Here is a 25005-nt window from a genome sequence, read left to right as displayed (position 1 = left end):
GGCGGCTTCGATTGTGGCGCAGTCTTGACAAAGGTCAGCGCACAGCGTGCCGGTCGCGCGTATGGTTGCGCGCTATTGCGCAGTCGCCCGGCCCTGCGGCGCTCGCGCTTTTCTCCTGGTCTCCGCATGCACGCCCCCACACCCACCCCCACACCCGAAGCCACGGCGCCCGCAAGCGCGCCGCTCCCGTTTGAACTGGTCTGCCCCGCAGGCAGCCTGCCAGCCCTCAAGGCGGCGGTCGACAACGGCGCCAGCTGCGTCTACCTGGGCCTGCGCGACGCCACCAACGCCCGCAACTTCGCCGGCCTGAACTTCGACGAGGCCGCCATTGCCAGCGGCATTGCCTATGCCCACGCACGCGGCTGCAAGGTGTTCATGGCGCTCAACACCTACCCGCAGGCCGCCAACCCCGCACCCTGGTGTGCCGCGGTGGACAAGGCCGTGGATCTGGGCGTGGACGCCGTCATCCTGGCCGACCCGGGGCTCATGCAGTACGCCGCGCAGCACCACCCCAAGCTGCGCCTGCACCTGTCAGTACAGGGCTCGGCCACCAGTGCCGACGCCATCAACTTCTACCGCGAACAGTTCGGCGTGGTGCGCGCCGTGCTGCCGCGGGTGCTGTCGATGGAGCAGGTGCAGCGCGTCATCGACCGTACCCCGGTGGAAATCGAAGTCTTCGGTTTTGGCAGCCTGTGCGTGATGGTGGAGGGGCGTTGCGCCCTGTCGTCCTATGTGACCGGCGAATCGCCCAACACGCACGGCGTGTGCTCGCCGGCCAAATCCGTGCGCTGGCAAGAGACGCCCAAGGGCCTCGAATCGCGCCTGAATGGCGTGCTGATAGACCGCTACGCCCCCGGCGAGAACGCGGGCTACCCGACGCTGTGCAAGGGGCGTTTTGACGTGGCCGAAGACAAAAACTACTACGCCATCGAAGAGCCCACCAGCCTGAACACGCTCGAACTCCTGCCCGAGCTCATGAAGATCGGCGTGCGCGCCGTCAAGATCGAGGGGCGCCAGCGCAGCCCCGCCTACACCGCCCAGGTCACCAAGGTCTGGCGCGAGGCCATCGACAACTGCCTGGCCGACCCCTTGCGCTACGCCCCAAAAACCGCCTGGATGGCCAGTCTCGACCAGGTGGCCGAGGGCCAGCAACACACCCTGGGCGCTTACCACCGCCCCTGGAAATAATGACGATGCCCGCTTTGAAACTCTCCCTCGGTGCGCTGCAGTACTACTGGCCGCGCCAGACCATTTTTGATTTCTACGAGGCCATCGCCGCCTCGCCGGTGGACATCGTCTACCTGGGCGAGACCGTGTGCTCGCGCCGCCATGAGCTGCGCCTGTCCGACTGGATCGACATTGCCGACCTGATGCGCGATTCGGGCAAGGAGGCCGTGCTGTCCACCCAGGTGCTGCTCGAATCGGGCGTCGAGGTGAGTGCCATGCACAAGGTCACCAGCAACCTGGACTACCTCATCGAAGCCAACGACATGGGCGCGGTGCAGCGCCTGGCGGGCCAGCGCCCCTTTGTTGGCGGTCTGCACCTGAATATCTACAACCAACCCTCGCTCACCTGGCTGGCTTCGCTGGGCGCCACGCGCTGGGTGGCGCCGCTGGAGATGAAGCACCAGGACCTTTCCGCCCTGATCGAGGCCGGCCCGCAGAACCTGCAGACCGAGGTGTTTGCCTATGGCCGCATGCCGCTGGCCTTCTCGGCACGGTGTTTCACCGCGCGCCAGCGCAATTTGCCCAAGGACGATTGCCAGTTCAGCTGCATGGACCACCCCGACGGCCTGATGCTCAAGACGCGCGAGAGCCAGGATTTTCTGGTGCTCAACGGCATCCAGACGCAATCGGCCCGCGTGCACAACCTGGTCGACGAACTGCCGCGCATGCAGCGCATGGGTGTCGCCGTGGCCCGCATCAGCCCGCAGGCCCAGCACACGGGCGAGATCGTCGCCCTGTTCGACGCCGTGCGCCGCGGCACGCTGGCACCGCGCGACGCCCGCGCCCAACTGCAGCCCCTGGTGCCCGACCAGAGCTGCAACGGCTACTGGCACGGCCAGCCCGGCCTGGATCTGGTGGAAACGCCAGCGCTGGCTCCTGCCTGACACCCAAGCGATGCGACTCGAAAAATACGATTCAAAAGTGCCTCTGACGCTTATTGGATAAGCGCTAACAGCTATCAAGATAGAAGCAGAGAACACCACCCCACAAGGAACGCCATGAACGCCTCCGCCTCCACCACCACCTCGCGCCCCTTCACCCTGCCCACGCCCCTGGCGGCGCTCACCGGGCGGCTGCCCGCGTACCCGGGCTCGCTCTTGCTGGTGACGGCGCTCAACCTGGGCGTCGCGCGCCAAATTCCAAGCGATGTGGGCGAGATGCTGCGCGGCAAGCGCCTGCGCATCCAGGTGCGCGATGCCCGTGTCACTTTGGATTTCACCTGGACCGGCAACGCCTTCGCCGCCCGGCCGCGCCAGCGCGAGACCGACCTGTGCATCGCGGCCTCCGCGCACGACTTTCTGCTGCTGGCACAGCGCCAGCAAGACCCGGACACGCTGTTCTTCAACCGCCGCCTGGTCATGGAAGGCGACACCGAACTGGGCCTAGTGGTGAAAAACACGCTCGACGCGCTGGACCTGCCGGTGCTCGACCTGCAGCAGTGGGCGCCGCGCCAGGTGCTCTCGCGCCTCGCCGCCCTGCGCCCCGGCGCACGCCCTGCCGACCCGCTCACCCCCAGTACCCAGCCATGAACAGCGACCACACTGTGTTGCCCCTGGTCTATTCCTGCTCGGGGTGTTCCAGCGCCGCGCAGCTGGCCAACCACGTCGCCCTGCGCCTGGACCGTGCCGGCGTGGCCGAGATGTCGTGCATTGCCGGTGTCGGCGGCGACGTACCCAACCTGGTACGCACCGCGCACTCGGGCCGCCCCATCATCGCGCTCGACGGCTGCCCGCTCAACTGCGTGCAAGGGTGCCTGGCGCGCCATGGCATCACCGCCGAACGGCATTACCAATTGCAGCAGTACGGCGTGAAAAAGCGCCGCCACGAAGATTTCGACCCCGCACAGGCGAGCGCCGTGCTGGCACAGGTGCAGGCCGACCTGCTGGCGCACCCGCTGGCGGCCACCCCGCGCAACACCGACGCGGCGAACCAGGCCGCCGGAGGCGGCCAAGCCCTGCGATTGGCATAAGCTTGCCACCATGGACATTCCCAGCGCACCGCAACGCATCATCGTCGGCATCTCGGGCGCCAGCGGCGCGGTGTATGGCGTGCGCCTGCTGCAGGCGCTGCGCGAATACCCCGGCGCCGAATCGCACCTGGTGGTATCCGACGCCGGCTGGCGCACACTGCGCCATGAGCTGGGCCTGGAGCGCCCCGCCGTTGAAGCCCTGGCACACCAGGCGCACGACGCACGCGACGTGGGCGCCAGCATTGCCAGTGGCTCGTTTCAGTGCGCCGGCATGGTGGTGGCGCCCTGCTCGATGCGCACGCTGGCCTCGGTGGCGCACAGCCTGTCGGACAACCTGCTCACACGCGCCGCCGACGTGGTGCTGAAAGAACGCCGCCGCCTGATCCTGATGGCGCGCGAGACCCCCCTGCACCTGGGCCATCTGCGCAACATGGTCAGCGTGACCGAAATGGGCGCCATCGTCTGCCCGCCCATGCCCGCCTTCTACCTGCGTCCGCACAGCGTGGCCGACATCGTGGATGCCAGCGTGGCGCGGGTGCTGGATCTGCTGGGGGTGCCGCATGCGCTGGCGACCCGGTGGAACGGGGAGACGGCATGGGAAGCCGATGCCCCGGTAGGGCCACAATAAGGGCGGCGATCGCGGCCCGGCACACCGATGGGCCTTGGCACACGTAGCCAGGCCCAGAAACGCTATTAAACTAGTAGCTTGCAGCGCAATACCCATAAGCGGTAGAGCCTGTTTTCATTCAAAATTCAGCGCCATGCCCAGCCACGACCTCCGCAGCTTCCTCACCCAGCTCGAACAGACCGGCGAGCTGCGCCGCATCACCGAGCCCGTCTCGCCGCACCTGGAGATGACGGCCCTGTGCGACCGGGTGCTGCGCGCGGGCGGCCCGGCCCTGCTGTTTGAAAACCCCACGGGCCACAGCATGCCCGTGCTGGCCAACCTGTTTGGTACGCCCGAGCGCGTGGCGCGCGCCATGGGCGTGGACAGCATCGCCGGCCTGCGCCCGTTTGGCGAGCTGCTGGCGTCGCTCAAGGAGCCCGAGGCGCCCAAGGGTTTCAAGGAGATGGTGGGCATGGGCAGCCTGCTCAAAACCCTGTGGAACATGGCGCCCAAGGAGCGCAGCAACCCACCCTGCCAGGAGCTGGTGTGGGAAGGACAGGACGTGGACCTGGCGCGCCTGCCCATTCAGCACTGCTGGCCAGACGACGTGGCGCCGCTCATCACCTGGGGCCTGGTCATCACGCGCGGGCCGCACAAGACACGGCAAAACCTGGGCATCTACCGCCAGCAGGTGCTGTCGCGCAACCAGCTCATCATGCGCTGGCTGGCACACCGCGGCGGCGCGCTCGATTTTGCCGAGCACTGCCGCCTGCACCCCGGCGAGCCCTACCCGGTGGCCGTCGCCATTGGCGCCGACCCGGCGACCATCCTGGGCGCCGTGACGCCCGTGCCCGACAGCCTGTCCGAATACCAGTTTGCCGGCCTGCTGCGCGGCGCGCGCACCGAGGTGGCAAAGGCACTCGGCGTGCCACTCTCGGTACCAGCGCATGCCGAAATCGTGCTTGAAGGCCATATCTACCCCGATGCCGCACACGCCAGCGGCTGGCAGCACGCGCTCGAAGGCCCGTACGGCGACCACACCGGCTACTACAACGAGCGCGCCGAGTTCCCGGTGTTCACCGTGGACCGCATCACCTTGCGCAAGGACGCGCTCTACCACTCCACCTACACCGGCAAGCCACCGGACGAACCGGCGGTGCTGGGCGTGGCGCTCAACGAGCTGTTCATCCCGCTGTTGCAGCGCCAGTTCCCGGAGATCGTCGATTTCTATTTGCCACCCGAGGGCTGCAGTTACCGCATGGCGCTGGTGCGCATCAAAAAGGCCTACCCCGGCCACGCGCGGCGCGTGATGATGGGCGTGTGGAGCCATCTGCGCCAGTTCATGTACACCAAGTTCATCGTGGTGGTGGACGACGATGTGGACGTGCGCCATTGGAAGGACGTGGTGTGGGCCATGACCACGCGCATGGACCCGGTACGCGACACCATGCTCATCGAGCACACGCCCATCGACTACCTCGACTTCGCCTCGCCGGTCAGCGGCCTGGGCAGCAAGATGGGGATGGACGCCACGAACAAATGGCCGGGCGAGACGCAGCGCGAATGGGGCCGCACCATCGCCATGGACGCCGATGTGGCGGCGCGCATGGACGCGCTGGCTCAAACGCTGGGGCTTTGAGCGCCAGGCTCTGAAACGGCAGCCGATACCGGCCGCGCCGCTGGCACGAACGCATCCGAGAAGCATGCCCCCTCGGCGAGCCCCTGCGCCAGGAAGGCCGGCACCGCGGCCTCCACCATGCGCACCGAGCCACACAGGTAGACCTCGTGGCCGCTGAGGTCGGGGAAATCGTCCAGCATGGCTTCGTGGACCAGGCCAATGCGCCCCTCCCAGCCGTCGCCCGGCACAGGTTCCGACACCACGGGCACGACACTGAAGTTGCTGTGCTCGCGCTGCCACGCTTCGCACAGCGAGAGCATGTACAGATCCTTGCGGTCGCGCACACCCCAGTACAGGCGCATGGGCCGGGTGATACCGCGCGCAAAGGCGTCTTCCAGAATGCTCTTGATGGGCGCAAAACCCGTGGCGCCGGCGATAAACAGTATGGGCTCGGTGCCGTCCCGCAGCGTGAACTGGCCGCGCGGGCCTTCAAAGGTGACGGTATCGCCCACCTGCATACCGTCGAACACATGGGTGGTGAAACGCCCGCCCGGCACCAGGCGCACGTGCAGTTCGATGAGCGCATTGTTCTGGGGGGGATTGGCAAACGAGAAGGCGCGGCGCTGGCCATCTTCCAGCACGATGTCGATGTACTGGCCCGCCTCGAAGGGCAATCGCTCGGCGCCGGGCAGCTCCAGCCGAAGGCGCATCACATCGTCGGCCAGATGCTCCATGTGCACAACGCGTGCCTCGTACTGTGGCACTTCGGCCGCACTGGCGCCGGTGAAGCCATCGACCGCGATCACCACATCGCCATTGGGCACGGCGCAGCACATCAGCGCCAGTCCACGCGCCAGTTGGGCGTCCGACAGCGCCGTCTTCTGGTAGGGGCGGTGCTCCACCGTGCCCTGCTCCATGCTGCACAGGCACAGGCCGCAAGCGCCATTGCGGCACTCGTAAGGCAGAGCGAGACCGTCGCGCAGGCCGGCGTCCAGCAGCGTCTCCCCAGGGCGCAAGGTGAACTCGGCGGCGCTGCCATCTTCGCCGCGCACCGTGGCATGCAAGGTGCCCTGGCCTTTGCGGCGCGGCTGGGGCCACAGCGGCAGTAGCAGCAGCACCAGCGTGACGCCCGACACCAGCGCCCACACCTTGCCTAGCGGCCATTGGCTGATCAAGGGGTAGATCGCCAGCAGGAACCAGTCGAGCTTGACGCTCATGACCGCCCTGGCCAGATCGGCTGCGCCGCCCTGGCTGTCCACCGGCGCCACCAGTGCCATGACCAGGAAGGTCAGCACCAGGCCAATGACGATCGGGCGTGGCGGCGTGGTGCGCGCCTTGGGCACGCGCTGCACGTGGATCCACATCAGCAGCAGCACCACCAGCGGCAAGCCGATATGCAGAAAGGACAGCAGCGAGAAAAAGCGGTCGCTGACGCTGTCGGCGTAGACGAAATTGCGCATCAGCGTGCCGCTGAAGGGCGGCAGCCAGTCAAGCCACTCGAAGCTGGAGACGGTCACGTACTGCGCCAGCGTGTCCCAGGGCAGCATGTAGCCGTTGGCACCCGAGGCGTAGACCAGCCAGATCAGCGCCACCCCGGTGACCCAGGAAAACCAGCGGAAGCCGTGGAACAGGTTGAACGCAAAGTAGCGCAGCATGTGCAGCACCATGGTCAGCACCATGGCGTCCGACGCGTAGCGGTGCACGCTGCGCAGGATGCCGCCCAGCCACCACTGCCCGTGCGTGATCGACAGCACCGAGTCGTGGGCGCCCGAAACGCCGGTCTCGAAGAACGCGTACAGGTACAAGCCGCTGCCGCCCACAACCCAGAACAGGAAGAAGGTGATGGACCCTAGGTGGTACAGCGGGTTGATACGGTCGCCAAAGGCACGGTTGAACAGCGCCTCGACGCGCATGAAGAGCCACTGCAGGGCTGCCTGGAACACTTTCATGAAGAGACCACCATTTCGCTGCCATCCGCCTGCGCGGCGCCTGCACGCATCGCCCGGACGGCCACCACAATGAACAACACCCCACCCACGATGGCCACCAGCCCACCCAGCCCCATCAGCGCCATGCCGGCCACCTCGCCGCTAGAGCGCAGCACTTGCTCGGCGCCCGCCACCTTGCGCTGCACGCCGTAGCCACCGGACCACACCAGACCGATGATGTGCATCAGCTGCCCCAGGCCGTAAACCCAGGGCTGCGCCACTGCGAGCCGCCCTTGCGGCGCTGCATAGCCGAGCGCCGGCAGCAAGTGGTAGACCAGCCCCATCAGCGCCAGCGTCACGCCGACGATGCAGCCGTGGTAGTGCGCCGGGATGCGCACGTTGCTGCCGCTGATGAAGATGCCGATCACCCCCCCAGCGCCAAACAGCAGGATGGACGCCAGCACCGCCGCACGCAGCGGGTTCTGCGTGGCGTGCGAGAGCGGCTGGCGGTACAAGGCCACCACCACCGCCAGCGCGACCGGGACGATGGCCGTGCCGCCGCCGGCGCGCATCGCCCAGGTGAGCAGCGCCCGGTGCTCGACCGAACTGATGTCATAGGCCAGGTAGGCCCAGGGCGTGACGAACACCCCTGCCAGCGCGAGTGCGAACATGAAAACCGTGACACGCGGGCTCAGCAGCAGCCGCGCGCCGCAGGCGTTCGCCAGCCACAACCATCCCACCAGCATGAGCAGCGTCCAGGTGAACTGGAGCACATGGCCGCCACCCCAGAACAGGATTTCGTAATACGCCTTGCCGGGCAGCACCAAGGGCAATTTGGCCAACGACCAGCCAAAGGCCAGCAACGCCACCACCGTTGCCACAGCGGCAGCGTCCAGGCCAAAGCCGAGTGCGCCGTGCCCGCCAAACGCCACCCCGAGGCGCGGCGCCACCAGAATGCTGCGCAGCGCGAGCACCCCCACGCCCAGGCCAAACACCACGAGACCGACCAGGAACAGCGGCGAGTGCAGCACCGGGATGTAATTGGCCATGATGGGCTCGCCCCCATTCAGGAAGGGCGCGACCGCCATCGCCAAGGTGCCGGCCGCACAGGTCCACAGCGCGGCCCAGCCCCAGCGCAACCCGCGCGGGCTGCCGTGCAGGCTCCAGAGCAGGCCCGCCATGGCCATGAACCACACCAGCACCGAGAGATCCACGTGCAGCACCAGCGAGGTATGAAAGAAGTCTGCCGCTGGCAGCAGTCGGTTCACCCCCGGCGTGCGCGAGAGGACCAGCAAGATGGAGAACAGGCCCGAGCCCACCAAGGCCGACACGCCGAGCCAGAGCCAACTGCGCGCCAGAGCGCGGCGCGCGTCTTGTGGGACAGCCAGCGAATAGTCGGCCGCCACACGAGCTGGTACAGGGCGCGCAGAAGGCGCCCCAGTGGACACCAAAGAAGAAGGGGCCAAGGCGCTCATAGCAGGACGATGCCTCCACGCTCAGGATCGAAGTCGATCACCAGCACCTGGGCGGGCTTGAGGTCAACGGTGGCTTCGTGCTGGTAGTTGAATCCACTGGTTGCCGTGGTATCGCGCAGACGCACGGTGATGCGGTGCGTGCCCGAGCGCACTTCCAGGCGCTTGTACACGGTAGAGGCGCCGTCGCGCGAGAGCCCGGACGGCGCAGCCGTGTAGCGGTAGGCGGTTGCGCCGTCGATGTCGAGCTCCACCGTCACGGGCGCGCGCTCGCGCTCGCACTTGAGCGGCGCACGCATGTTGGGCGCCAATTTGGCGAGCTCCGCCGCCGTGTAAGGGCGGCACTCTGCGATGCGCTTGCCGTGGTGGACGAAACTGAGCTTGATCAGCGCCTCATCCGCGGCAAGCGGGGCATACGCCGGCCAGTGCGAAAAAACGCCGATCAACAGCGCAAAACCGCCGTACAGCAGCGCCTGGCCTGCCAGGACGAAAACGCGATTCATGCAAAAAACTCCAAGGGAACGAAAGGTTCTGCCGCACGCGCGCGCAGGGCTGTCAATGCCGCCGCGAGTGCCGCCTCATCACCGGCATCGGCCGCAACCAGCGACCACGCCTGCCGCGGCACACCGGCACGCAGGCGCGGCTCGCGCTGGCCGAGCAGGCGTTCGCGCGTCCAGCGCTCGCCCAGACGGAAAGCGCAGCCACCCTCGCGACACGTCGCAATCAGGACGCCATTGGCTCCAGCGCGCAACGCGTACTCAACGAAAGACGGCGGCAGCAGGCCGGTGCACACCAGCGGCAGCACCAGCACGCCCTGCGCAGCAAGCGCATCAAGCTGCGCACCCTGCGCACAGCCAAACACCACGTAGCGCTCGGGTCCGGGCAAGGCGGCCAGGCCGGCGAGCATCTGCTGGCGCAGCGCATCGATGGGCCATTGCGGCATGTCGATGCCTGTGTGCAGCACTTGTGCGCTGCGAAACGGTGTGGACGAAGGGCAGGAACCCACGCAAATACCGCAGCTGGCGCACAGGTCGCTGCGCACCTGCGCCAGCTCCATCCCCACGCGGCCGCTGGGGTGCGGCACCATGGTGATGGCGGCGTAGGGGCAGTCTTCCACGCAGCGGCGGCACCCACTGCAGTGGGCTGGGTCTACCTCGGCCACCAATTGCGCCAGCGCGATCGGGCGCCAACCGGTGTGTGACGTTGCGGGCGAGCGCACCTGCGCCTCCTGCGCACGGCCCTCAGGCACCGCAACGCGCCGCCGAAAGCCGAGCCAGGGCAGCGCCAGCAACAAAGCCAGCGTGGCGCCCAGCAGGCCCCAGACCAGCGCGGCGGAGGTGGCGGCGGTGAGCGGATGGATGAACAGCAGCAACCAGTCGTAGGCCAGCCCTGCAGGCACCGTACCCAGATCGGCAGGCCCCTGGCTGCGCACGGGCACAACGGCGGCCAGCACCAGCAGGGCAAGCGCGCTCCCAATGGCCAGCGCACGCGGCGGAAAGACCGCCGGGCGGCTGATGCGCTGGACATGGAACCACAGGCCAAACACCAGCAGCAACGGCACACCCAGGTGCACGAAGACAAACAGCGAGAACAGTCGGTCGTTCAACTGGGTGCCGCCCAGAAAGTTACGCGAAAGTGGCGAGGCCAGACCCGGCAACGCGTCCAGCCACTCGGCCGTCGCGGTCGCGGAAAACTGGCCCAGGCGGTCCCAATTGAGCCAGAAACCGCCGATGGCACAGACAAACATCAGCGGCAGCAGTGGCACGCCCGTCAACCAGGAAGGCGCGCGAAAGCTGCGGAACCGCCCCAGCATCCATTCCCGCACAACGTGGGCCAGCACCACGACCACCATGGCATCTGCGCTGTAGCGGTGCAAGCCACGCAGAAGACTCCCCCATTGCCGGGGTTCGCGCGAGAGCATGTTGATGGACGGGTAGGCGCCACTGGCCGAAGTGTCGAGCACCGCATAGAGCACGGCGCCACTGCCCACGAGCAGCCACAGCAACCAGAACCCCAGAGCCCCCAGGTGCTTGAGCGGATTGCCGCTGGTGCCTGCCAGCGCGTCGAAGCCGTGCTCCAGTGCGCGCCACAGCCGCGCCGGCGCGCTGGGGACCGGCACGATAGGGAGCAGGCTGGATGAAACGGTCATTCGCCCGTATCTCAAGCGCGGCGCGGGCGCGCAGGCGGGCGCTGGCGGGCACTGCGGCGGCTCGCGCGCCACTCGTTGAAGAAGAACACCATCATGACGACAAAGAACGTCAGGCCGCCGGCAATCTGTATCGGCAAGGTGTAGTCCACGCGGTAGTTGCCAGTTTTCGCGTCGTACACCGTACACACCAGGCGAACGCGCTCCCACAGCCCCTCCAGCACGCGCTCTCGCGCTACTGGCGCACCTGCCAGCAGCAGCCGCAGCGGCTCGCCGAGATCGGCCGCATTCAACTGCTCGCCATAGATCTGCCGCACGATGCGTCCTTGTGCGTCCACCAGACTCAGCTGGAGCACATGGTCAAAACCCGCCGTGGTGGGCTGGAACAAAAACCCGAAATCGCGCGCCAGCGCCGGAACATCGGCAGCACGCGGGCTCAGAAACTCCCAATTGCCGGAACCGATGTTGAACTTTGCGGCAAAGGCCTTGAGCGCCTGGGGCGAATCCTCAGGCTGGTTAAAGCCAATGCTCACGACATTGAACTGCCCGGGGCCCACGCTCTTTTCCAGCGCCTGTACCGCCTGTTGCAGCGCACGCGTCGTGCCGGGGCAGATCTGAAAGCATCCGGTATAGATAAAGCTCACCAGGAGTGGCTTGCCCCGGTAGCCCGAGAGAGCAACCGTGCGGCCATTGCGGTCGCGAAACAGGTGCTCGCCCAGCTCTCGTCCGACAGCGTCCTGGCTGGCGCGCAAGGCGAGGCGGACATCGAAACCGTGCGCCGACCCGGGCGGCACGGCCTCTTGCGCCTGCACAGGAAGCGACAGCGCCGCGCCGCACCCCATCGCCCACGCCAGCAGCAGCGCAGCAAGTGAGGGACGACAGCGCATGGGCAACTCTCGTTCAGCGGACCAGGCCGTCGATGCAAGCTGCCACCAGCAGGGTGCTCAGTTGGATCAGGGAGGCAAAAAATGCCGACATCGCATGGGGCCGCGTCACTTCACGCGCCAGCACCCAGGCCTTGTGCACGAAGTGCAGTCCACCACCCAACGCCCCGACGGCATACACTGGCCCCGCACCCCAGAACACGGGCAGAAGAGAGGCCACCAGGAGCGCCACCGTACTGGCCAGCACGATGCGCGCAGCGCGCTCGTTGCCGACCACCACCGGCAGCATGGGAACGCCCGCCTGCGCATAGTCCGCCCGATTGGCAATAGCCAAAGACCAGAAATGCGGCGGGGTCCACAAAAAGAGCACCAGGGCCAGCAGCAAGGGAAGCGGCCCGAGCGTGGGATTGACGGCCGCTGCGCCCGCCAGCACGGCGAAGCTGCCAGCCAGGCCGCCGACGACAATGTTCAGGGCACTTCGGCGCTTGAGCCACACGGTATAGACAAAGGCGTAGAAGAAGGCGCCCAGGAACACATACACCGCCGCCGCGCCATTGAGCACCAGCCAGGCAGCGGCCACCGCACCCACCAGCATGGCGCCCATCAGCACCAGCCAGGCCGGGTGGTGCGGCAGTGCGCCGGTGACAAAGGCCCGCCGGCGCGTGCGCGCCATGAGCTGGTCGCTCTCGTGCTCGACGTACTGGTTGAAAGCGCCGGCGCTGGCCGACGCGACCAGCACCGACAGGGCCAGCACCAGGACTTGCAGCCAGCTCGGCGCCGGGCCTGGCGTCACCACCATGCCCACCAAGGCGGTGACCATGATGAGCGAGCCGATACGCAGCTTGAACAGCGAGATCACGTCGCGGGTGCGTTGCACAGCCAGGCTGCGCGCGGGGTGGAGCGTGTCGGTGTGCATGGCTTGCCTCCGTTTCAGGACAGGCCCCACAGCTGTGCGAGGTACTTCCAGTTGATGAAGTAGTACAGGACAAAGGCCACCAGGAACACCATCGCCAGCACAAAGGTGCCGGGCGCCGTGAAACCGGCCGAGCCGTAGGTCTGCGCAGTTGCCGTCGGTGCAGTGGGCGGAATCGGCGTAAAGCGAGGGCTGACCACGCCCTGGTCAAGCTTCTTGCCCCACAGCAGCGAACCGACCGTGATGTAGATGAACAGCGCCCCGCCCGTGATGGCCGCAATGCCGCCAATGCCGACCAGACCCATCATCAGGTAGGCCGCTCCCGGCCATTCGTAGGCCAGCGCAGCGCCAGAGAACGCCATGTCCCAGTGCCGCCGCGAGACGCCCAGGGTGCCGGCGCCCATCATCACCAGGCAGAAGAAGTACATCGAGAAACCGAACAGGTAAGGCTGAATCTTGGCCAAACCCGGCGCAATCGTCTCGCGCCTGAACAACACCGGGATCAGGAAGTACGTCAGCGCCATGAACGACAGCGTGGTGCCAATCACCACCGTCGCGTGGAAGTGGCCCGGCACGTAGATGGTGTTGTGGATGAGGAGGTTGAGCTGCTCGGTACCCATCATGACCCCCGAAATACCACCCAGGAAGCCAAAGCCAATGATGGAGATGAACACCCCGGAGAAAGTCGGGTTGCCCCACGGCGCCTTGCGCAGCCACTCGAACAAGCCCTTGTTGTAGCCCTTGGCGCGCTGCGCCACTTCCATGGCCCCGGGAACCGTCAAGCCGTGGATCATCGAAGCCAGCACGGCAAAGTACATGAAGTAGCTGGTGTTGACCACTTTCCACTCGGTGCTCACACCGGGGTCGGCCAGCAAGTGGTGGGCACTGGCAAGCTGCAGGAAGAAGATGTAGAGCAGAAAAGCGCCACGGCTCACCCGCTCGGACATCGGCTTGGCGCCGAACACCACGGCGGCCACCATGTACCAGATCGAGATATGCGCCGCCACGTTGATCTGCTGCGACGAGTGGCCAAAGGCCCACCAGATGGTGCGGTAGATCAGCGGATCGACTTCCTTGATGAGCCCGATGGACAGGAAGAACGTCGGGATCAGGATGATGGCGCCGGAGACGATGGTGAACACCGCAATGATGGCCGCGACGATGGCGCCAAAGGTCACCAGGGGCACCGAGCCCTGGTAGGTCTTGTCGCGCTTGGCGACCACCAGGGTGCCAAAGAACACGAAGCAGGCAATCAGCGCGCCGACGGCAAAGAGGATCAGGCCCAGGTAGAACCAGGGCGTGGCCATCATCGGCACGTAGGACGTCATCATCACGCTGGAGTTGCCACGGAACACATCGATGTTGTTCATGACGGCGCCGATCAGCATCAGCGCGTAGGCCAGCCAGGCGATTCTTGGCGTGGCGATCCGGCATCGCAGCAGCGTCGACGAGCAAAAGTACAGCACAGCGACTTCAAAGAAGATCATCCAGAAGATGAGCATGTTGATGCCGTGCGCGGTAAGCACCGTGTAGAAGGTGTCGGCAGCCAGCCAGTGCACAGCAGGCCAGCGGGTCAGCACCACGCCAATGGCGAGGATGCCGCCAACGAGCAGCGCGACGACAGCCGTCACCGCGTTGAACTTCATCAAAAGCTCGGCATTGCGTTCGAATTGCAGGCCCGAGCGCGGGCAGGTGCGGTAGGTAGTGGCGCTGGCAGACAGCGCGGCAGAAGTTGCAGCCATGGTGTTGTGCTCCTGCTATTTCACGTAGAGGCGTCCCACCATCGTGTGGTGGTTGATGCCGCAATATTCGTTGCACACAATCGAGAACTGGCCCGACTGGTTGGGCGTGATCTTGACCACGTGCTCGTACCCAGGCACCACCTGGATATTGATGTTGGTGGGCTGCAGCGAGAAGCCGTGGTTGTAGTCCATGGAAGTCAGGTGCAGCTTGTAGGTTTTGTCTTTCTCAAGCTCCAGAATGGGCCTCCAGGCCCAGAGGCGCGCGGTGAGGTAGATGTCGCTGCCCACGGGCGGATGCACCACCGGAATCTTCTCGTCGGTTTCGGTGCGCACGGTGTATTTGTCCACCATGGCCTGTGCCTTGGCGGCGAATTTGTCCGGCGTGGTTTTGTAGGTTTCCGTGGAGAGGTTCTGCTTGCCGTAGACATGCCAGAACACCATCATGAGGAACATGACCATGCACCAGGCAAAGGCAATGGCGATCCAGACGGCTTCAACGCGATCAAGCGGGTGTTTCCACCAAAGCCGCTCTGCGGGGGGAAGAATGGCACTCATATGCGGTTCTCCCTCACTTGGCCACGGGGATGGTCAAGATATCGATCACCCCCCAGAGTGAGTACACGATCATCGGGACCATCACCCCGATGAACAGAAGCAGAAAGGGGTTATCGAGCAGTTGCTGAAGCATCGGCACCTTCTCGTTCTCGTCGTCATGGTGTTCCATGTTGTCTCCTCGGTTACCAAAAGGTGCAAACCATTTTCCGGTTTGAAATCCGCATAGGCTTGATTTGCAACAAGGTCCATAGGCGCCAGCACTAGTGGTAAACACCTGGAAGTCCGCGCAAGCTGCGTGGTTTTGAACAAAATCGGTGCTGCCAAAAGCGATGCTCCTACCTCCCTTGCCCCCTTCTACCGATCCCTTTGGGCGCCGGCGCACGCTTTTGCAGCGCGCCGCCTGGCTGTGCGCGCTGCTCGTGCTGGTGGTGACGGGTTTGAGCGCCTTTTTGCGCCATAGCAGTGCCGGGTTGGACTGCACGCCATGGCCGGCATGCCATGCCCGCGCAGCCCGCGCCGAGGCGGCGCGCGCACCGCCCAGCGCTGCCGAGCACACGGCACGCGCCGTGCACCGCGCCGTGGCCTCGTCGCTGCTGCTTCTGTTGGCGGCCATGGCAGCCTTCGCCTGGCGGCGCAGCTTGCGCCTGGCCGCCGAGGGGCGCGTCGTCCTGGTTGCGCTTGGCTTGGTTCTGTTTCTTGCCGTACTCGGCCCCTTCACCGCCAACACGCGTGCGCCGGCGGTGACGCTGGGCAACCTGTTGGGCGGCCTGCTGCTGTTTGCTGCGTGTGTGCGATTGGCGGTGCCACCAGGCGCCATGGGCGAGCAGCAGCGCCAACGCCTGCACCTTTGGTCCGTGGTGGCAGGGCTTGTCCTGCTGCTGCAGATCGGCCTGGGCGCGCTGGTGAGCGCAGGCTACGCAGGCCTGAGTTGCCCGCAGCTCTCCAGTTGCCGCCCCGGCGCGGATGGCTGGGCGGCACTCAAGCTTTGGCTGCCTCCCGGTGAAGGGGCTGGAATGCCGGAATACGCCGCGGGGATGGGCGTGCATCTGCTGCACCGCTTGGCCACGCTGGCCACGCTGACCGCGCTGGGGATGCTGGCGCTCTCGGCCTGGCAGGCCAAGCGACGGCGCGAGGCGGCTTTGCTCATGGCTCTGGCAGCGCTGCAAGTGGAGCTTGGCGTGACGCTGGTGCTCGCCCAATTGCCCCTGGCCGCCGCCCTGGCGCACAACCTGCTGGCCGCCCTGCTGCTGGGAACCGTGGCAGCGCTGGCCGCCCGCAGCGCGCCGCTGTCGCCTCGGTTGTGACGCGGCGCTGCCGCGTTGCCCACAATCGCGCATGGACTTCGCCCCTTCTCCCCGCGCGCAGGAAATGCTGCAGCGCTTGAATGCTTTTCTGGAGCGCTACCTGCTGCCGCACAACGCTGCCTGGCACGCGGCGGCGCAGGCCGGTCAGTTCCCCCCGCCATTTTTGGACGACCTGAAGGCGCTGGCGCGCGAAGAAGGTTTGTGGAATTTGTTCCTGCCCGGCTTGCAGGAGGATGAACCCGGCACCCGCCTTGCCAACCTGGATTACGCACCGCTGGCCGAATCCATGGGGCGCCTGCCCTGGGCGGCCGAGGTTTTCAACTGCAGCGCGCCGGATACCGGCAACATCGAATTGCTGCACCGCTTTGCTTCGCCCGAGCAGCGCACGCAATGGCTGGAGCCGCTGCTGGGCGGACGCATTCGCTCGGCCTTTGCGATGAGCGAGCCTGACGTGGCGTCGTCCGACCCGACAAACCTGCAGACCACCGTGCGCCGCGATGGCGATGCGCTGCTCGTGAGCGGGCGCAAGTGGTTCATCACCGGCGCAGCACACCCGAACTGCCGCTTGCTGATCGTCATGTGCCGCAACGCCGACGACGCAGCCGAGGAGGCCGGCACGCACCGCCGCCACAGCATGGTGCTGGTGCCGCTGGATGCGCCAGGCGTGCACATGGTGCGCAATATCCCCGTGCTGCACCACCACGCACCCGAGGGGCATTGCGAGCTCCTTTTGCAAGACGTGCGCGTGCCCCGCAGCGCGCTGCTCGGCGAGTGGGGCGCAGGCTTTGCCATGGCGCAGGCGCGCCTGGGGCCTGGGCGGGTTCACCACTGCATGCGCACGATTGGGCAGTGCGAACTCGCCTTGCAACTGGCGGCCGAACGCGCGCTGGAGCGCAAGATGTTTGGCAGCTACGAATCGGGCTTTGCCAACGTGCAGGACTGGCTGGCCGAGTCGCGCATCGAAATCGACCAGGCCCGCCTGCTGGTGCTGCACACCGCGTGGCGGCTGGACCAGGCAGACGCTGCGCAGGAGGCGCAACTGCGGTCACAGATATCCGCCATCAAGGTGGTGGCCGCGCGCCTGCAAAGCCGGGTGGTGGACCGTGCCATGCAGGTGTTTGGCGCCATGGGCCTCTCGCCTGACACGCCGCTGGCACAGTTCTGGACCTGGGGCCGCGCCCTGCACCTGATGGACGGGCCGGACGAAGTGCACCTGCGCACCGTGGCGCGCCACGAACTGGCACAGGCACGCAGCCGCATGGGCGAGGGCAGTGCCTGGTTCACCACGCCCGAGCAGATGCGGGCGGCGCCGCGTGTGCGCTGAATACTCTAATTTTGATAGCTTGCAGCGCTTACTGCATAAGCGCTAGAGGCCAAAAACACCTAAACTTTTATCGGTTGAGCGAGCCGCTTGCGGCTCGCTTGCGCAGCAGCGACTTGAGGGTGCGCTCAGCCGGGTCATTTCAGGGGTACCGTGGGATGCCGCGTGCAGGAATTTCCTTGCGGATCAAGCTGCCACCGACCTTAACCACCCTGTGGATTTTTTCCTGTCTTGCCAAAAAATCGACGGTACCGTAAGATAGTAATCAATTACTCGCTTACAGAATGCCCCTGTGAACCCACGCGCCAAACCCTTGCCTGCGGACGAGCGCCGCGCCGCCACCGTGGAGGCGGTGGTGCAGCTCGCCGCCACGCAAAACCCCAGCGACATCACCACTGCAGCGATTGCCGGCCACATGCAGCTGACGCAGGGGGCGCTGTTCCGGCACTTCCCCTCCAAGGACGCAATCCTGCAGGCCGTGATGGAGTGGGTCGCCGAGCAATTGTTGGCCCGTGTGGAGCAGGCCGCACAAGAGGCCCCCTCGCCCCTGGTCGCGCTGGAAGCCATGTTTCTGGCGCACGCGGGCTTCGTCGCCGAGCACCCCGGCGTGCCGCGCATGATGTTTGGCGAGCTCCAGCGCGCCGGCGACAGCCTGCCACGGCGCATGGTGCGCACGCTGCTGGCGCGCTACGGCGAGCGCTTGCAGGAGCTGTTCGCGCAGGGCAAGGCGGGCGGCGAGATCGACCCCTCCCTGGACCCCGAAGCCGCCGCCACGCTGTTCATCGGCAGCATCCAGGGCCTGGTCATGCAATCCATGCTGTCGGGCGACGTCGAACGCATCCGCCGCGATGCGCCGCGCGTGTTTGCCATTTACCAGCGTGGCATCCGGAGCGCGCCATGAGCCGACTTCCCCTGCAACGCCGCACCCTGGCCCTGCTGGCCGTGGTGGTGCCGCTCCTGGCCTTGTTCATTTATGTCGTGCTGCGCTCGGGGCCGCTCGCCCCGGTGGCCGTCACCGTGGCCACGGTGAAGCAGCGCGCCATCACGCCCGCCCTGTTCGGCATTGGCACGGTGGAAGCGCGCACCACCTACCACGTGGGTCCCACGGTGGCCGGGCGCGTGCTGCGCCTGTCGGTGGAAGTGGGCGAGCGCGTTAGCGCAGGCCAGGTGCTGGGTGAAATGGATGCGGTGGATTTTGACGAGCGCCTGCGCGCCCAGGCCGCCGCCGTGCAACGCGCCCAGGCCAGCCTGAAGGATGCGCTGGCCCGCCAGCAGCAAGCACAGACCCAGGCCACGCGCTACAGCCAGTTGCTGGCCGTGCGCGCCGCCAGCGAAGAGACCGCCACCGCGCGCCAGCAAGACTTGGCCAGCGCCAACGCCGCTCTGGCGGGCAGCCAGGCCGAGGTGGCGCGCCTGCGCGCCGAGCTGGAAGCCCTGCGCACGCAGCGCGGCCAGCTGCGCCTGCGCGCCCCGGCGGACGCCCTGGTCACCGCCCGCCTGGCCGAGCCCGGCAGCACCGTGGTGCCCGGGCAGGCCGTCGTGGATTTGGTGGACCCGGCCAGCCTGTGGGTCAACGTGCGCTTTGACCAGACCAGTTCTGCGGGCCTGCGCGCCAACCTGCCCGCGCAGGTGCTGCTGCGCTCGGACACCACGGCGCCACTGGCCGCACGCGTGCTGCGCGTCGAGCCCCTGGCCGATGCCGTGACCGAAGAGACGCTGGCCAAGGTGGTGCTGGCCACCCTGCCCACGCCCTTGCCACCGCTGGGCACGCTGGCGGAAGTCACCATTACCCTGCCCGAACTCGCCGCCGCGCCCACCATTCCCAACGCCGCCCTGAGGCGCGTGGGCGGCAAGATGGGTGTGTGGGAACTGGGCGCGGACGGCCTGCGCTTTGCCCCTCTGGTGCTGGGGCAGGCCGACCTGGACGGCCAGGTGCAGGTGCAGAGCGGCCTCAAAGAAGGCGCGCGCATCGTTGTCTACAGCGAGAAAGAACTGAGCGCCCGCAGCAACACCCACGTGGTGGACCGCATCACCAAGGGGGCGCCGTGATCAGCCTGGCAGGCCGCGACATCCTGCATGCCTGGGGCAAGTTTGTCTTCACCGGCATTGGCCTGGGACTGCTGATCGGTGTCACGCTCACCATGGCCGGGGTGTACCGCGGCATGGTGGACGACGGGCGCGCGCTGCTGGACAACAGCGGCGCCGACATCTGGGTGGTGCAGCAAGGCACGCTGGGGCCGTACGCCGAACCCTCGAGCCTGAACGACAGCACCTGGCGCAGCCTGCGCGCGCTGCCCGGCGTGCAGGATGCCGCCAACGTGACCTACCTCACCATGCAGGTGCAGCGCCTGGCGGGCAACACTGGCGCTGCGGGCGCCGCCGGGGCCACCAGCGACGTGCGCGCCATGGTCGTCGGCATCGCCCCCGGCGGCAGCGGCACACCCGGCTGGCCGCCCTATCTGGTGGCCGGGCGGCAGCTCACGCGCAGCCACTACGAGGCGGTGGCCGACATCGCCAGCGGCATGGTGCTGGGCGAGCGCATCCAGATTCGGCGCAATGTGTACACCGTGGTGGGACTCACGCGGCGCATGGTGTCCTCGGGCGGCGACCCCATGGTGTTCATCCCGCTCAAGGATGCGCAAGCCGCGCAGTTCCTGCGCGACAACGACGCGCTCTGGGAAAGCCGCCACCGCACGGCTGCCAACCCCGCCTTCAACCGGCCCGGCGTGCCCGGCCTGCTCGACGCGGTGATTGCCTCGCAAAGCAGCAACCCTTCGGTCAACGCCGTGCTGGTGCGCGTGCGCCCAGGCCACGACGCTGAGGATGTGGCGCAGGCGATTCGCCGCTGGCAGCGCTTCACCGCCACCACGCGCGCGCAGATGGACGGCATCCTGGTCGGCAAGCTCATTGCCACGTCGGCCAAGCAGATCGGCATGTTCCTGGCCATTCTGGCGCTGGTCAGCGCGGCCATCGTGGCCTTCATCATCTACACGCTCACGCTGGGCAAGATCCGCGAAATCGCGGTGCTCAAGCTCATCGGCACCAAGAACCGCACCATCGCCGGCATGATCGTGCAGCAAGCGCTGGGCCTGGGGCTCATCGGCTTCGTGGTGGGCAAGATCTCTGCCACGCTGATGGCGCCCGCCTTTCCCAAATACGTGCTGCTGGTGCCGCAAGACACGGCGATGGGGCTTGCGGCCATCCTGGCCATCTGCGTGCTGGCCAGCGGGGTGGCGATCCGCGCCGCGCTGCGCGTCGACCCAGCCGAAGCGGTGGGAGGTTAGATGCGACGACATCCCCCTGAGGCGCTGCGCGCCTTCCCCCTTCTCTCGGCTACGCCGGGAAGGGGGACGACACCAGCGCGGCGGGGCGGCCCTTGCGCGGCGTCCGCTGGTTTTGGGCCGTGCCAGTTTGATACGTTGTGGCTGGCGCGAGGCGCCTTGGATGGCTGACATGGAACACGCAGGAATACGCATTGAAGGCGTGCGCAAGCGCTACGGGCAGGGCGACACCGCCGTGGACGCACTGAAAGACGTCAACATGGTGGTGGCGCCGGGCGAGGTGGTCGGGCTCATTGGGCCTTCCGGTTCGGGCAAGAGCACGCTGCTCAAATGCCTGGGTGCCGTCATTGAACCCAGCGCCGGGCGCATGACGCTGGGCGACGAAGTCATCTACGACAACGGCTGGAAGATCCGCGACCTGCGCGCGCTGCGGCGCGACCGCATCGGCTTCGTCTTCCAGGCGCCCTACCTGATTCCCTTTCTCGACGTGACCGACAACGTCGCCCTGCTGCCCATGCTGGCCGGCGTGCCGAACAAGCAGGCGCGAGCGCAGGCCCGCGAGTTGCTGGATGCGCTGGACGTGGGGCACCGTGCACGCGCCATGCCCGCGCAACTGTCGGGCGGCGAACAGCAGCGAGTGGCCATTGCGCGCGGGCTGGTCAACCGCCCGCCAGTGGTGCTGGCCGACGAACCCACGGCGCCCCTCGACAGCACGCGCGCGCTGGCCGTGATCCGCATCTTGAACGATATGGCGCAGCGCTTCGAGACCGCCGTGATCGTGGTCACGCACGACGAAAAAATCATTCCAACCTTCAAGCGGATTTACCACATCCGCGACGGCGTCACGCATGAAGAAGTGGGCGAAGGGCTCACACCGTGGGCGCCACCCATCCCAGAGGAAACCACTCCATGAACCCCTTGCTGCAACGCAATCCCTGGCTGCGCGGTGCCAGCGTGTTCGCTGTGCTCTTTGGCCTGCTCACCCTCAAGGAGGGCGGCACGGTGTTGTTCGGCAACGAAGCCGCGCGCAGTGCCGCCGGGGCCTATGTGCCGTTTGTGCTCTGGTTCAACTTCCTGGCCGGTTTTGCGTACGTGGCCGCAGGCCTTGCGCTGTGGCGGCGCCTGGGCTGGGCGGCGTGGCTGGCGCTCTGCATTGGCCTGGCGACCGCCCTGGTGTTTGCGGCCTTCGGAATCCATGTGCTGACGGGCGGCGCCTTTGAGGTGCGCACCGTGGCGGCCATGGCGCTGCGCACGGCCGTATGGCTGGGCATCGCCACCCTGGCCTGGCGCCTGCGGCCCGGCCGCGCTGCCCCACTGGAAACCGCACCATGAACCCTCTTTCGTTGCACGCGCGGCCAAGCAGGCGCCCTGCCCTCGCCATGCTGCTGGCCACCCTGCTCGCGGGCTGCGCGGCGGGTCCGGATTACCAAGCCCCTGCGCCCCTGGCAGACAACGCCCTGCCGCACCCGGCCCCAGCCGTACAGAACAGCGCCAGCAAAACCGCCTTTGGTACGGCGCAGGCGTGGCGCGCCGACATGGACCTGGAGGCGCCCTGGTGGCAGCAGCTCGGCTCCCCCGGCCTGGACACGCTGATCGCCGAGGCCCTGAAGGCCAGCCCGACGCTGGCGGCCGCCCAAGCGCAATTGCGCCAGGCCGAAGAACTGCAGGCGGCGCAGGAGGGCACCAACCAATTACCGCGTGCAGACCTCGGCGCGGGCAGCGCGCGCCAGCACATCTCCCCCAGTGCGCAGGGCCTGCCCGGCGATGGGCGCACGTTTAGCCTGCACAGCGCCAGCGTCAGCGTGCAGTACCAACTCGATGTGTCGGGTGGCAACCGCCGGGCGCTCCAGGCCCTGGCGGCGCGCACCGACTACCGCCGCTACCAATTGGCAGGCGCCCGCCTGGACCTGGCCGCGCGCATCGCCAGCACGGCCATCACGCAGGCACGGATCACCGCTCAGGCCGAAGCCCTGGAAGCCATTGCCAGCAACCAGGCAGCCCAAACCGATATTGCCCAGGAGCGCCTGCGCCTGGGCCAGGCCATGCCGGCCGACGTGCAGGCCTTGCAGGCAGCGCTGGAGCAGACCCACGCCTCCGCGCTGCTGCTGCGCAAACAGGCGCTGCAAAGCGCCCATCTGCTCGCCCTGCTGGCCGGACGCACACCGGGAGCCGAGCCGCCGCCCGCATTCACGCTGCAGGACTTCACACTGCCCGCCGCGCTACCGCAGGTGCTGCCCTCTGAACTGGTGCGCCACCGCCCGGATATTCAGGCAGCCGAAGCGCTGGTGCGCGTGGCCAGCGCCGAGCATGGGGTGGCCGTGGCACGCCTGTACCCGCAAGTTCGGCTCAGCGCCAGCCTGGGCAGCCAGGCGCTGACCACGGGCGCCCTGTTCGGTGGCGGCTCGGCCGTGTGGGGACTGATTGCCCAACTGACGCAGCCTTTGTTCGACCCGGCCCTGCCGGCGCAGCAGCGCGCCGCGCTGGCAGGTCTGGACGCCGCAGCCGCCCAATACCAGGGCGTGGTGCTGGACGCGCTGCGCAACGTGGCCGATGCCCTGCGCGCCACCGAGACCGATGCGCAAGTGCTCGCCACGCTGGAGCGCGCCGATGCCGCCGCGCAGGCCAGCCTGCAGACCACGCAGCAACAGCTGGCGCTGGGCGCCGCCAGCCACCTGCAATGGCTGGTGGCCCAACAACAGGCCCTGCAATTGCGCAGCAGCCTGGTGGTCGCCCAGGCCCAGCGCCTGGCCGACAGCGCGGCGCTGTTCCAGGCCGTGGGCGCGGGCTAGGCCGGCGACCGCCTGAACCACCCCTCACGCGCCCCTTGAAGACATTGGCAATCGTCGCTAATTGACTATTTAACTATTTGCGCAAATAATACATTAACATCTTCCTCCCGCGACCCCGCGACTGCTCTCAAGAGAATGCCCATGACGCCTTCTTCCGCTCTCTCTTCCGCTCTCGCCCGGATCAGTGCCATCGCCTTGGCGCTGTCCTGCGTCTGGACTGCGCCCGCCTTTGCCGCCACCGATGCGCCCCTGGCGACTGCCCCGGCCCAGGCCGCAGGCAGCACCCGTGCTGTCAGCTACGACGGCGTCGTAGAGGCCGTGCGCCAGACGCAAATTGCCGCCCAGGTGCCCGGCGCGGTGGTGGAGCTGGCCGTGCACGCGGGCGACCGCGTCACCGCCGGCCAGTTGCTGGTGCGCATCGATGCACGCACAGCCGACCAGGACGCCGCCGCCAGCGCAGCGCAAGTGCAAGCCGGGCGAGCCAACCTGGCCGTGGCGCAGCGCGAATTCGAGCGCCAGCAACAACTGCACGCCAAGAAATACATCAGCGCGGCCGCACTGGAGCGCGCCGAGGGCCAGCTCAAAGCGGCGCGCGCGCAAGTGGATGCCCAAAGCGCACAAGCAGGCGCGGCGCGCACGGGGGCGGGCCTGCACACCGTGCGCGCGCCCTACGCCGGCGTGGTGGCCGAGGTGCCGGTGCAGCTCGGCGACATGGCCATGCCGGGCCGCCCGCTGCTCACGCTCTACGACCCGTCTGCCCTGCGCGTGACGGCATCGGTGCCGCAGTCGGCTCTGGCCAAGCTTGCCGGCGGCACACTGGGCGCCGCCCAGGTGCGCATCGAACTGCCCGGCGTACCCGCTGACCAGCAACCCCAGACCACCCGGGTGCAGGTGCTGCCCACCGTGGACGCAGGCACGCACACCCAGCAGTTGCGCGCCGAGTTGCCCGCCCAGTTCGCCCTCGCCGTGCCCGGGATGTTTGCGCGCCTCTGGCTTGCAGCGGTGCCGGCCGATTCCACAGCAGCCGATGCGGCCAAGGCGAGCGTCACCGTGCCCCTCACATCGGTCCTGCGCCGCGGCGAAATGACGGGTGTGTACGTGCCCGACGCCCAGGGCCGCCCGCTGCTGCGCCAGGTGCGCCTCGGGCCGGTGGCTGGCGATCGCGTGGAAATTTTGAGCGGTGTGGCGCCCGGCGAAGCCGTGGTGCTGGACCCGCTCGCCGTCGGCAGCGCGCAGTAAAGGCGAGGGG

General features: G+C 67.3%; 24 protein-coding genes. 15 read left to right on the top strand and 9 right to left on the bottom strand.

Annotated elements, in window-relative coordinates; translation table 11 throughout:
* Positions 1 to 126 precede the first annotated feature (126 nt).
* From ubiU to ubiD, 6 genes are all read left to right on the top strand, one after another.
* Positions 127 to 1188 (top strand): ubiquinone anaerobic biosynthesis protein UbiU, encoded by a 1062-nt coding sequence (ubiU, locus tag D3F03_RS13505; RefSeq protein WP_245960626.1) that lies wholly within the window; start codon positions 127 to 129, stop codon positions 1186 to 1188.
* A gap of 14 nt (positions 1189 to 1202) precedes the next feature.
* Positions 1203 to 2111, top strand: a complete 909-nt coding sequence (locus D3F03_RS13500) for a U32 family peptidase (RefSeq protein ID WP_119109986.1) — start codon at positions 1203 to 1205, stop codon at positions 2109 to 2111.
* A gap of 114 nt (positions 2112 to 2225) precedes the next feature.
* Entirely contained in the window at positions 2226 to 2756 is a 531-nt protein-coding gene (gene ubiT, locus D3F03_RS13495; RefSeq protein WP_119109958.1) for a ubiquinone anaerobic biosynthesis accessory factor UbiT, read from the top strand.
* Positions 2753 to 3196 carry a putative zinc-binding protein gene (locus tag D3F03_RS13490; RefSeq protein WP_119109957.1) on the top strand — a complete coding sequence of 148 codons (444 nt, stop codon included), beginning with the start codon at positions 2753 to 2755 and terminating at the stop codon, positions 3194 to 3196. Before ubiT ends, D3F03_RS13490 begins: the two co-directional genes overlap by 4 nt.
* A gap of 10 nt (positions 3197 to 3206) precedes the next feature.
* The gene (locus tag D3F03_RS13485) at positions 3207 to 3824 is read left to right on the top strand and encodes a UbiX family flavin prenyltransferase (RefSeq protein ID WP_199665473.1); all 618 of its coding nucleotides are present in this window, start codon (positions 3207 to 3209) and stop codon (positions 3822 to 3824) included.
* Positions 3825 to 3957: 133 nt separating this feature from the next.
* Positions 3958 to 5442, top strand: a complete 1485-nt coding sequence (gene ubiD, locus D3F03_RS13480; protein WP_119109956.1) for a 4-hydroxy-3-polyprenylbenzoate decarboxylase — start codon at positions 3958 to 3960, stop codon at positions 5440 to 5442.
* Here the strand turns inward: ubiD and D3F03_RS13475 are convergent.
* The 9 genes from D3F03_RS13475 to D3F03_RS17315 are packed head-to-tail and all read right to left on the bottom strand — an operon-like array spanning position 5424 to position 15230.
* Positions 5424 to 7370, bottom strand: a complete 1947-nt coding sequence (locus tag D3F03_RS13475; protein ID WP_119109955.1) for an FAD-binding oxidoreductase — start codon at positions 7368 to 7370, stop codon at positions 5424 to 5426. The two genes, ubiD and D3F03_RS13475, sit on opposite strands and share 19 nt — an antisense overlap.
* A complete protein-coding gene (locus tag D3F03_RS13470) occupies positions 7367 to 8824 on the bottom strand; it encodes a cbb3-type cytochrome c oxidase subunit I (protein WP_119109954.1) in 1458 nt (485 codons plus the stop codon). The genes D3F03_RS13475 and D3F03_RS13470 overlap by 4 nt, the downstream gene beginning before the upstream one ends.
* Positions 8821 to 9324: a hypothetical protein gene (locus tag D3F03_RS13465; RefSeq protein WP_119109953.1), complete on the bottom strand. Its 504-nt coding sequence runs from the start codon at positions 9322 to 9324 to the stop codon at positions 8821 to 8823. The genes D3F03_RS13470 and D3F03_RS13465 overlap by 4 nt, the downstream gene beginning before the upstream one ends.
* Entirely contained in the window at positions 9321 to 10970 is a 1650-nt protein-coding gene (locus D3F03_RS13460; protein WP_119109952.1) for a cytochrome b N-terminal domain-containing protein, read from the bottom strand. The genes D3F03_RS13465 and D3F03_RS13460 overlap by 4 nt, the downstream gene beginning before the upstream one ends.
* An 11-nt stretch (positions 10971 to 10981) precedes the next feature.
* A complete protein-coding gene (locus D3F03_RS13455) occupies positions 10982 to 11854 on the bottom strand; it encodes an SCO family protein (protein WP_245960625.1) in 873 nt (290 codons plus the stop codon).
* Positions 11855 to 11867: 13 nt separating this feature from the next.
* Positions 11868 to 12767, bottom strand: coding sequence for a heme o synthase (gene cyoE, locus D3F03_RS13450; protein WP_119109950.1), 900 nt, complete (start codon positions 12765 to 12767; stop codon positions 11868 to 11870).
* 14 nt (positions 12768 to 12781) lie between these two features.
* Positions 12782 to 14506: a cbb3-type cytochrome c oxidase subunit I gene (locus tag D3F03_RS13445; RefSeq protein ID WP_119109949.1), complete on the bottom strand. Its 1725-nt coding sequence runs from the start codon at positions 14504 to 14506 to the stop codon at positions 12782 to 12784.
* 15 nt (positions 14507 to 14521) lie between these two features.
* On the bottom strand, positions 14522 to 15061 hold the full coding sequence (locus tag D3F03_RS13440) for a cupredoxin domain-containing protein (RefSeq protein WP_119109948.1): 540 nt from the start codon (positions 15059 to 15061) through the stop codon (positions 14522 to 14524).
* 13 nt (positions 15062 to 15074) lie between these two features.
* On the bottom strand, positions 15075 to 15230 hold the full coding sequence (locus tag D3F03_RS17315; RefSeq protein ID WP_199665472.1) for a hypothetical protein: 156 nt from the start codon (positions 15228 to 15230) through the stop codon (positions 15075 to 15077).
* A gap of 175 nt (positions 15231 to 15405) precedes the next feature.
* Here D3F03_RS17315 and D3F03_RS13435 point away from each other — a divergent pair, with 175 nt between their 5' ends.
* The 9 genes from D3F03_RS13435 to D3F03_RS13395 all read left to right on the top strand — a co-directional run bounded on the left by D3F03_RS13435 (position 15406) and on the right by D3F03_RS13395 (position 24995).
* Positions 15406 to 16365, top strand: a complete 960-nt coding sequence (locus tag D3F03_RS13435) for a COX15/CtaA family protein (protein WP_158606165.1) — start codon at positions 15406 to 15408, stop codon at positions 16363 to 16365.
* Positions 16366 to 16396: 31 nt separating this feature from the next.
* A complete protein-coding gene (locus D3F03_RS13430; protein ID WP_119109946.1) occupies positions 16397 to 17689 on the top strand; it encodes an acyl-CoA dehydrogenase family protein in 1293 nt (430 codons plus the stop codon).
* Positions 17690 to 17978: 289 nt separating this feature from the next.
* Positions 17979 to 18587, top strand: coding sequence for a TetR/AcrR family transcriptional regulator (locus tag D3F03_RS13425; protein ID WP_119109945.1), 609 nt, complete (start codon positions 17979 to 17981; stop codon positions 18585 to 18587).
* Positions 18584 to 19735: an efflux RND transporter periplasmic adaptor subunit gene (locus D3F03_RS13420; protein ID WP_119109944.1), complete on the top strand. Its 1152-nt coding sequence runs from the start codon at positions 18584 to 18586 to the stop codon at positions 19733 to 19735. The genes D3F03_RS13425 and D3F03_RS13420 overlap by 4 nt, the downstream gene beginning before the upstream one ends.
* Positions 19732 to 20970 (top strand): ABC transporter permease, encoded by a 1239-nt coding sequence (locus D3F03_RS13415; RefSeq protein WP_119109943.1) that lies wholly within the window; start codon positions 19732 to 19734, stop codon positions 20968 to 20970. The genes D3F03_RS13420 and D3F03_RS13415 overlap by 4 nt, the downstream gene beginning before the upstream one ends.
* Positions 20971 to 21139: 169 nt before the next feature.
* Positions 21140 to 21880 (top strand): ABC transporter ATP-binding protein, encoded by a 741-nt coding sequence (locus D3F03_RS13410; RefSeq protein ID WP_119109984.1) that lies wholly within the window; start codon positions 21140 to 21142, stop codon positions 21878 to 21880.
* Positions 21877 to 22299, top strand: a complete 423-nt coding sequence (locus D3F03_RS13405; RefSeq protein ID WP_119109942.1) for a hypothetical protein — start codon at positions 21877 to 21879, stop codon at positions 22297 to 22299. Before D3F03_RS13410 ends, D3F03_RS13405 begins: the two co-directional genes overlap by 4 nt.
* Positions 22296 to 23756 (top strand): efflux transporter outer membrane subunit, encoded by a 1461-nt coding sequence (locus D3F03_RS13400; RefSeq protein ID WP_119109941.1) that lies wholly within the window; start codon positions 22296 to 22298, stop codon positions 23754 to 23756. Before D3F03_RS13405 ends, D3F03_RS13400 begins: the two co-directional genes overlap by 4 nt.
* 141 nt (positions 23757 to 23897) lie before the next feature.
* Positions 23898 to 24995 (top strand): efflux RND transporter periplasmic adaptor subunit, encoded by a 1098-nt coding sequence (locus D3F03_RS13395; protein ID WP_119109983.1) that lies wholly within the window; start codon positions 23898 to 23900, stop codon positions 24993 to 24995.
* Positions 24996 to 25005: the final 10 nt, after the last annotated feature.

It is taken from the genome of Simplicispira hankyongi (assembly GCF_003570885.1).
GTDB lineage: Bacteria > Pseudomonadota > Gammaproteobacteria > Burkholderiales > Burkholderiaceae_C > Simplicispira > Simplicispira hankyongi.
This window is presented reverse-complemented; position numbering and strand designations above follow the sequence as displayed.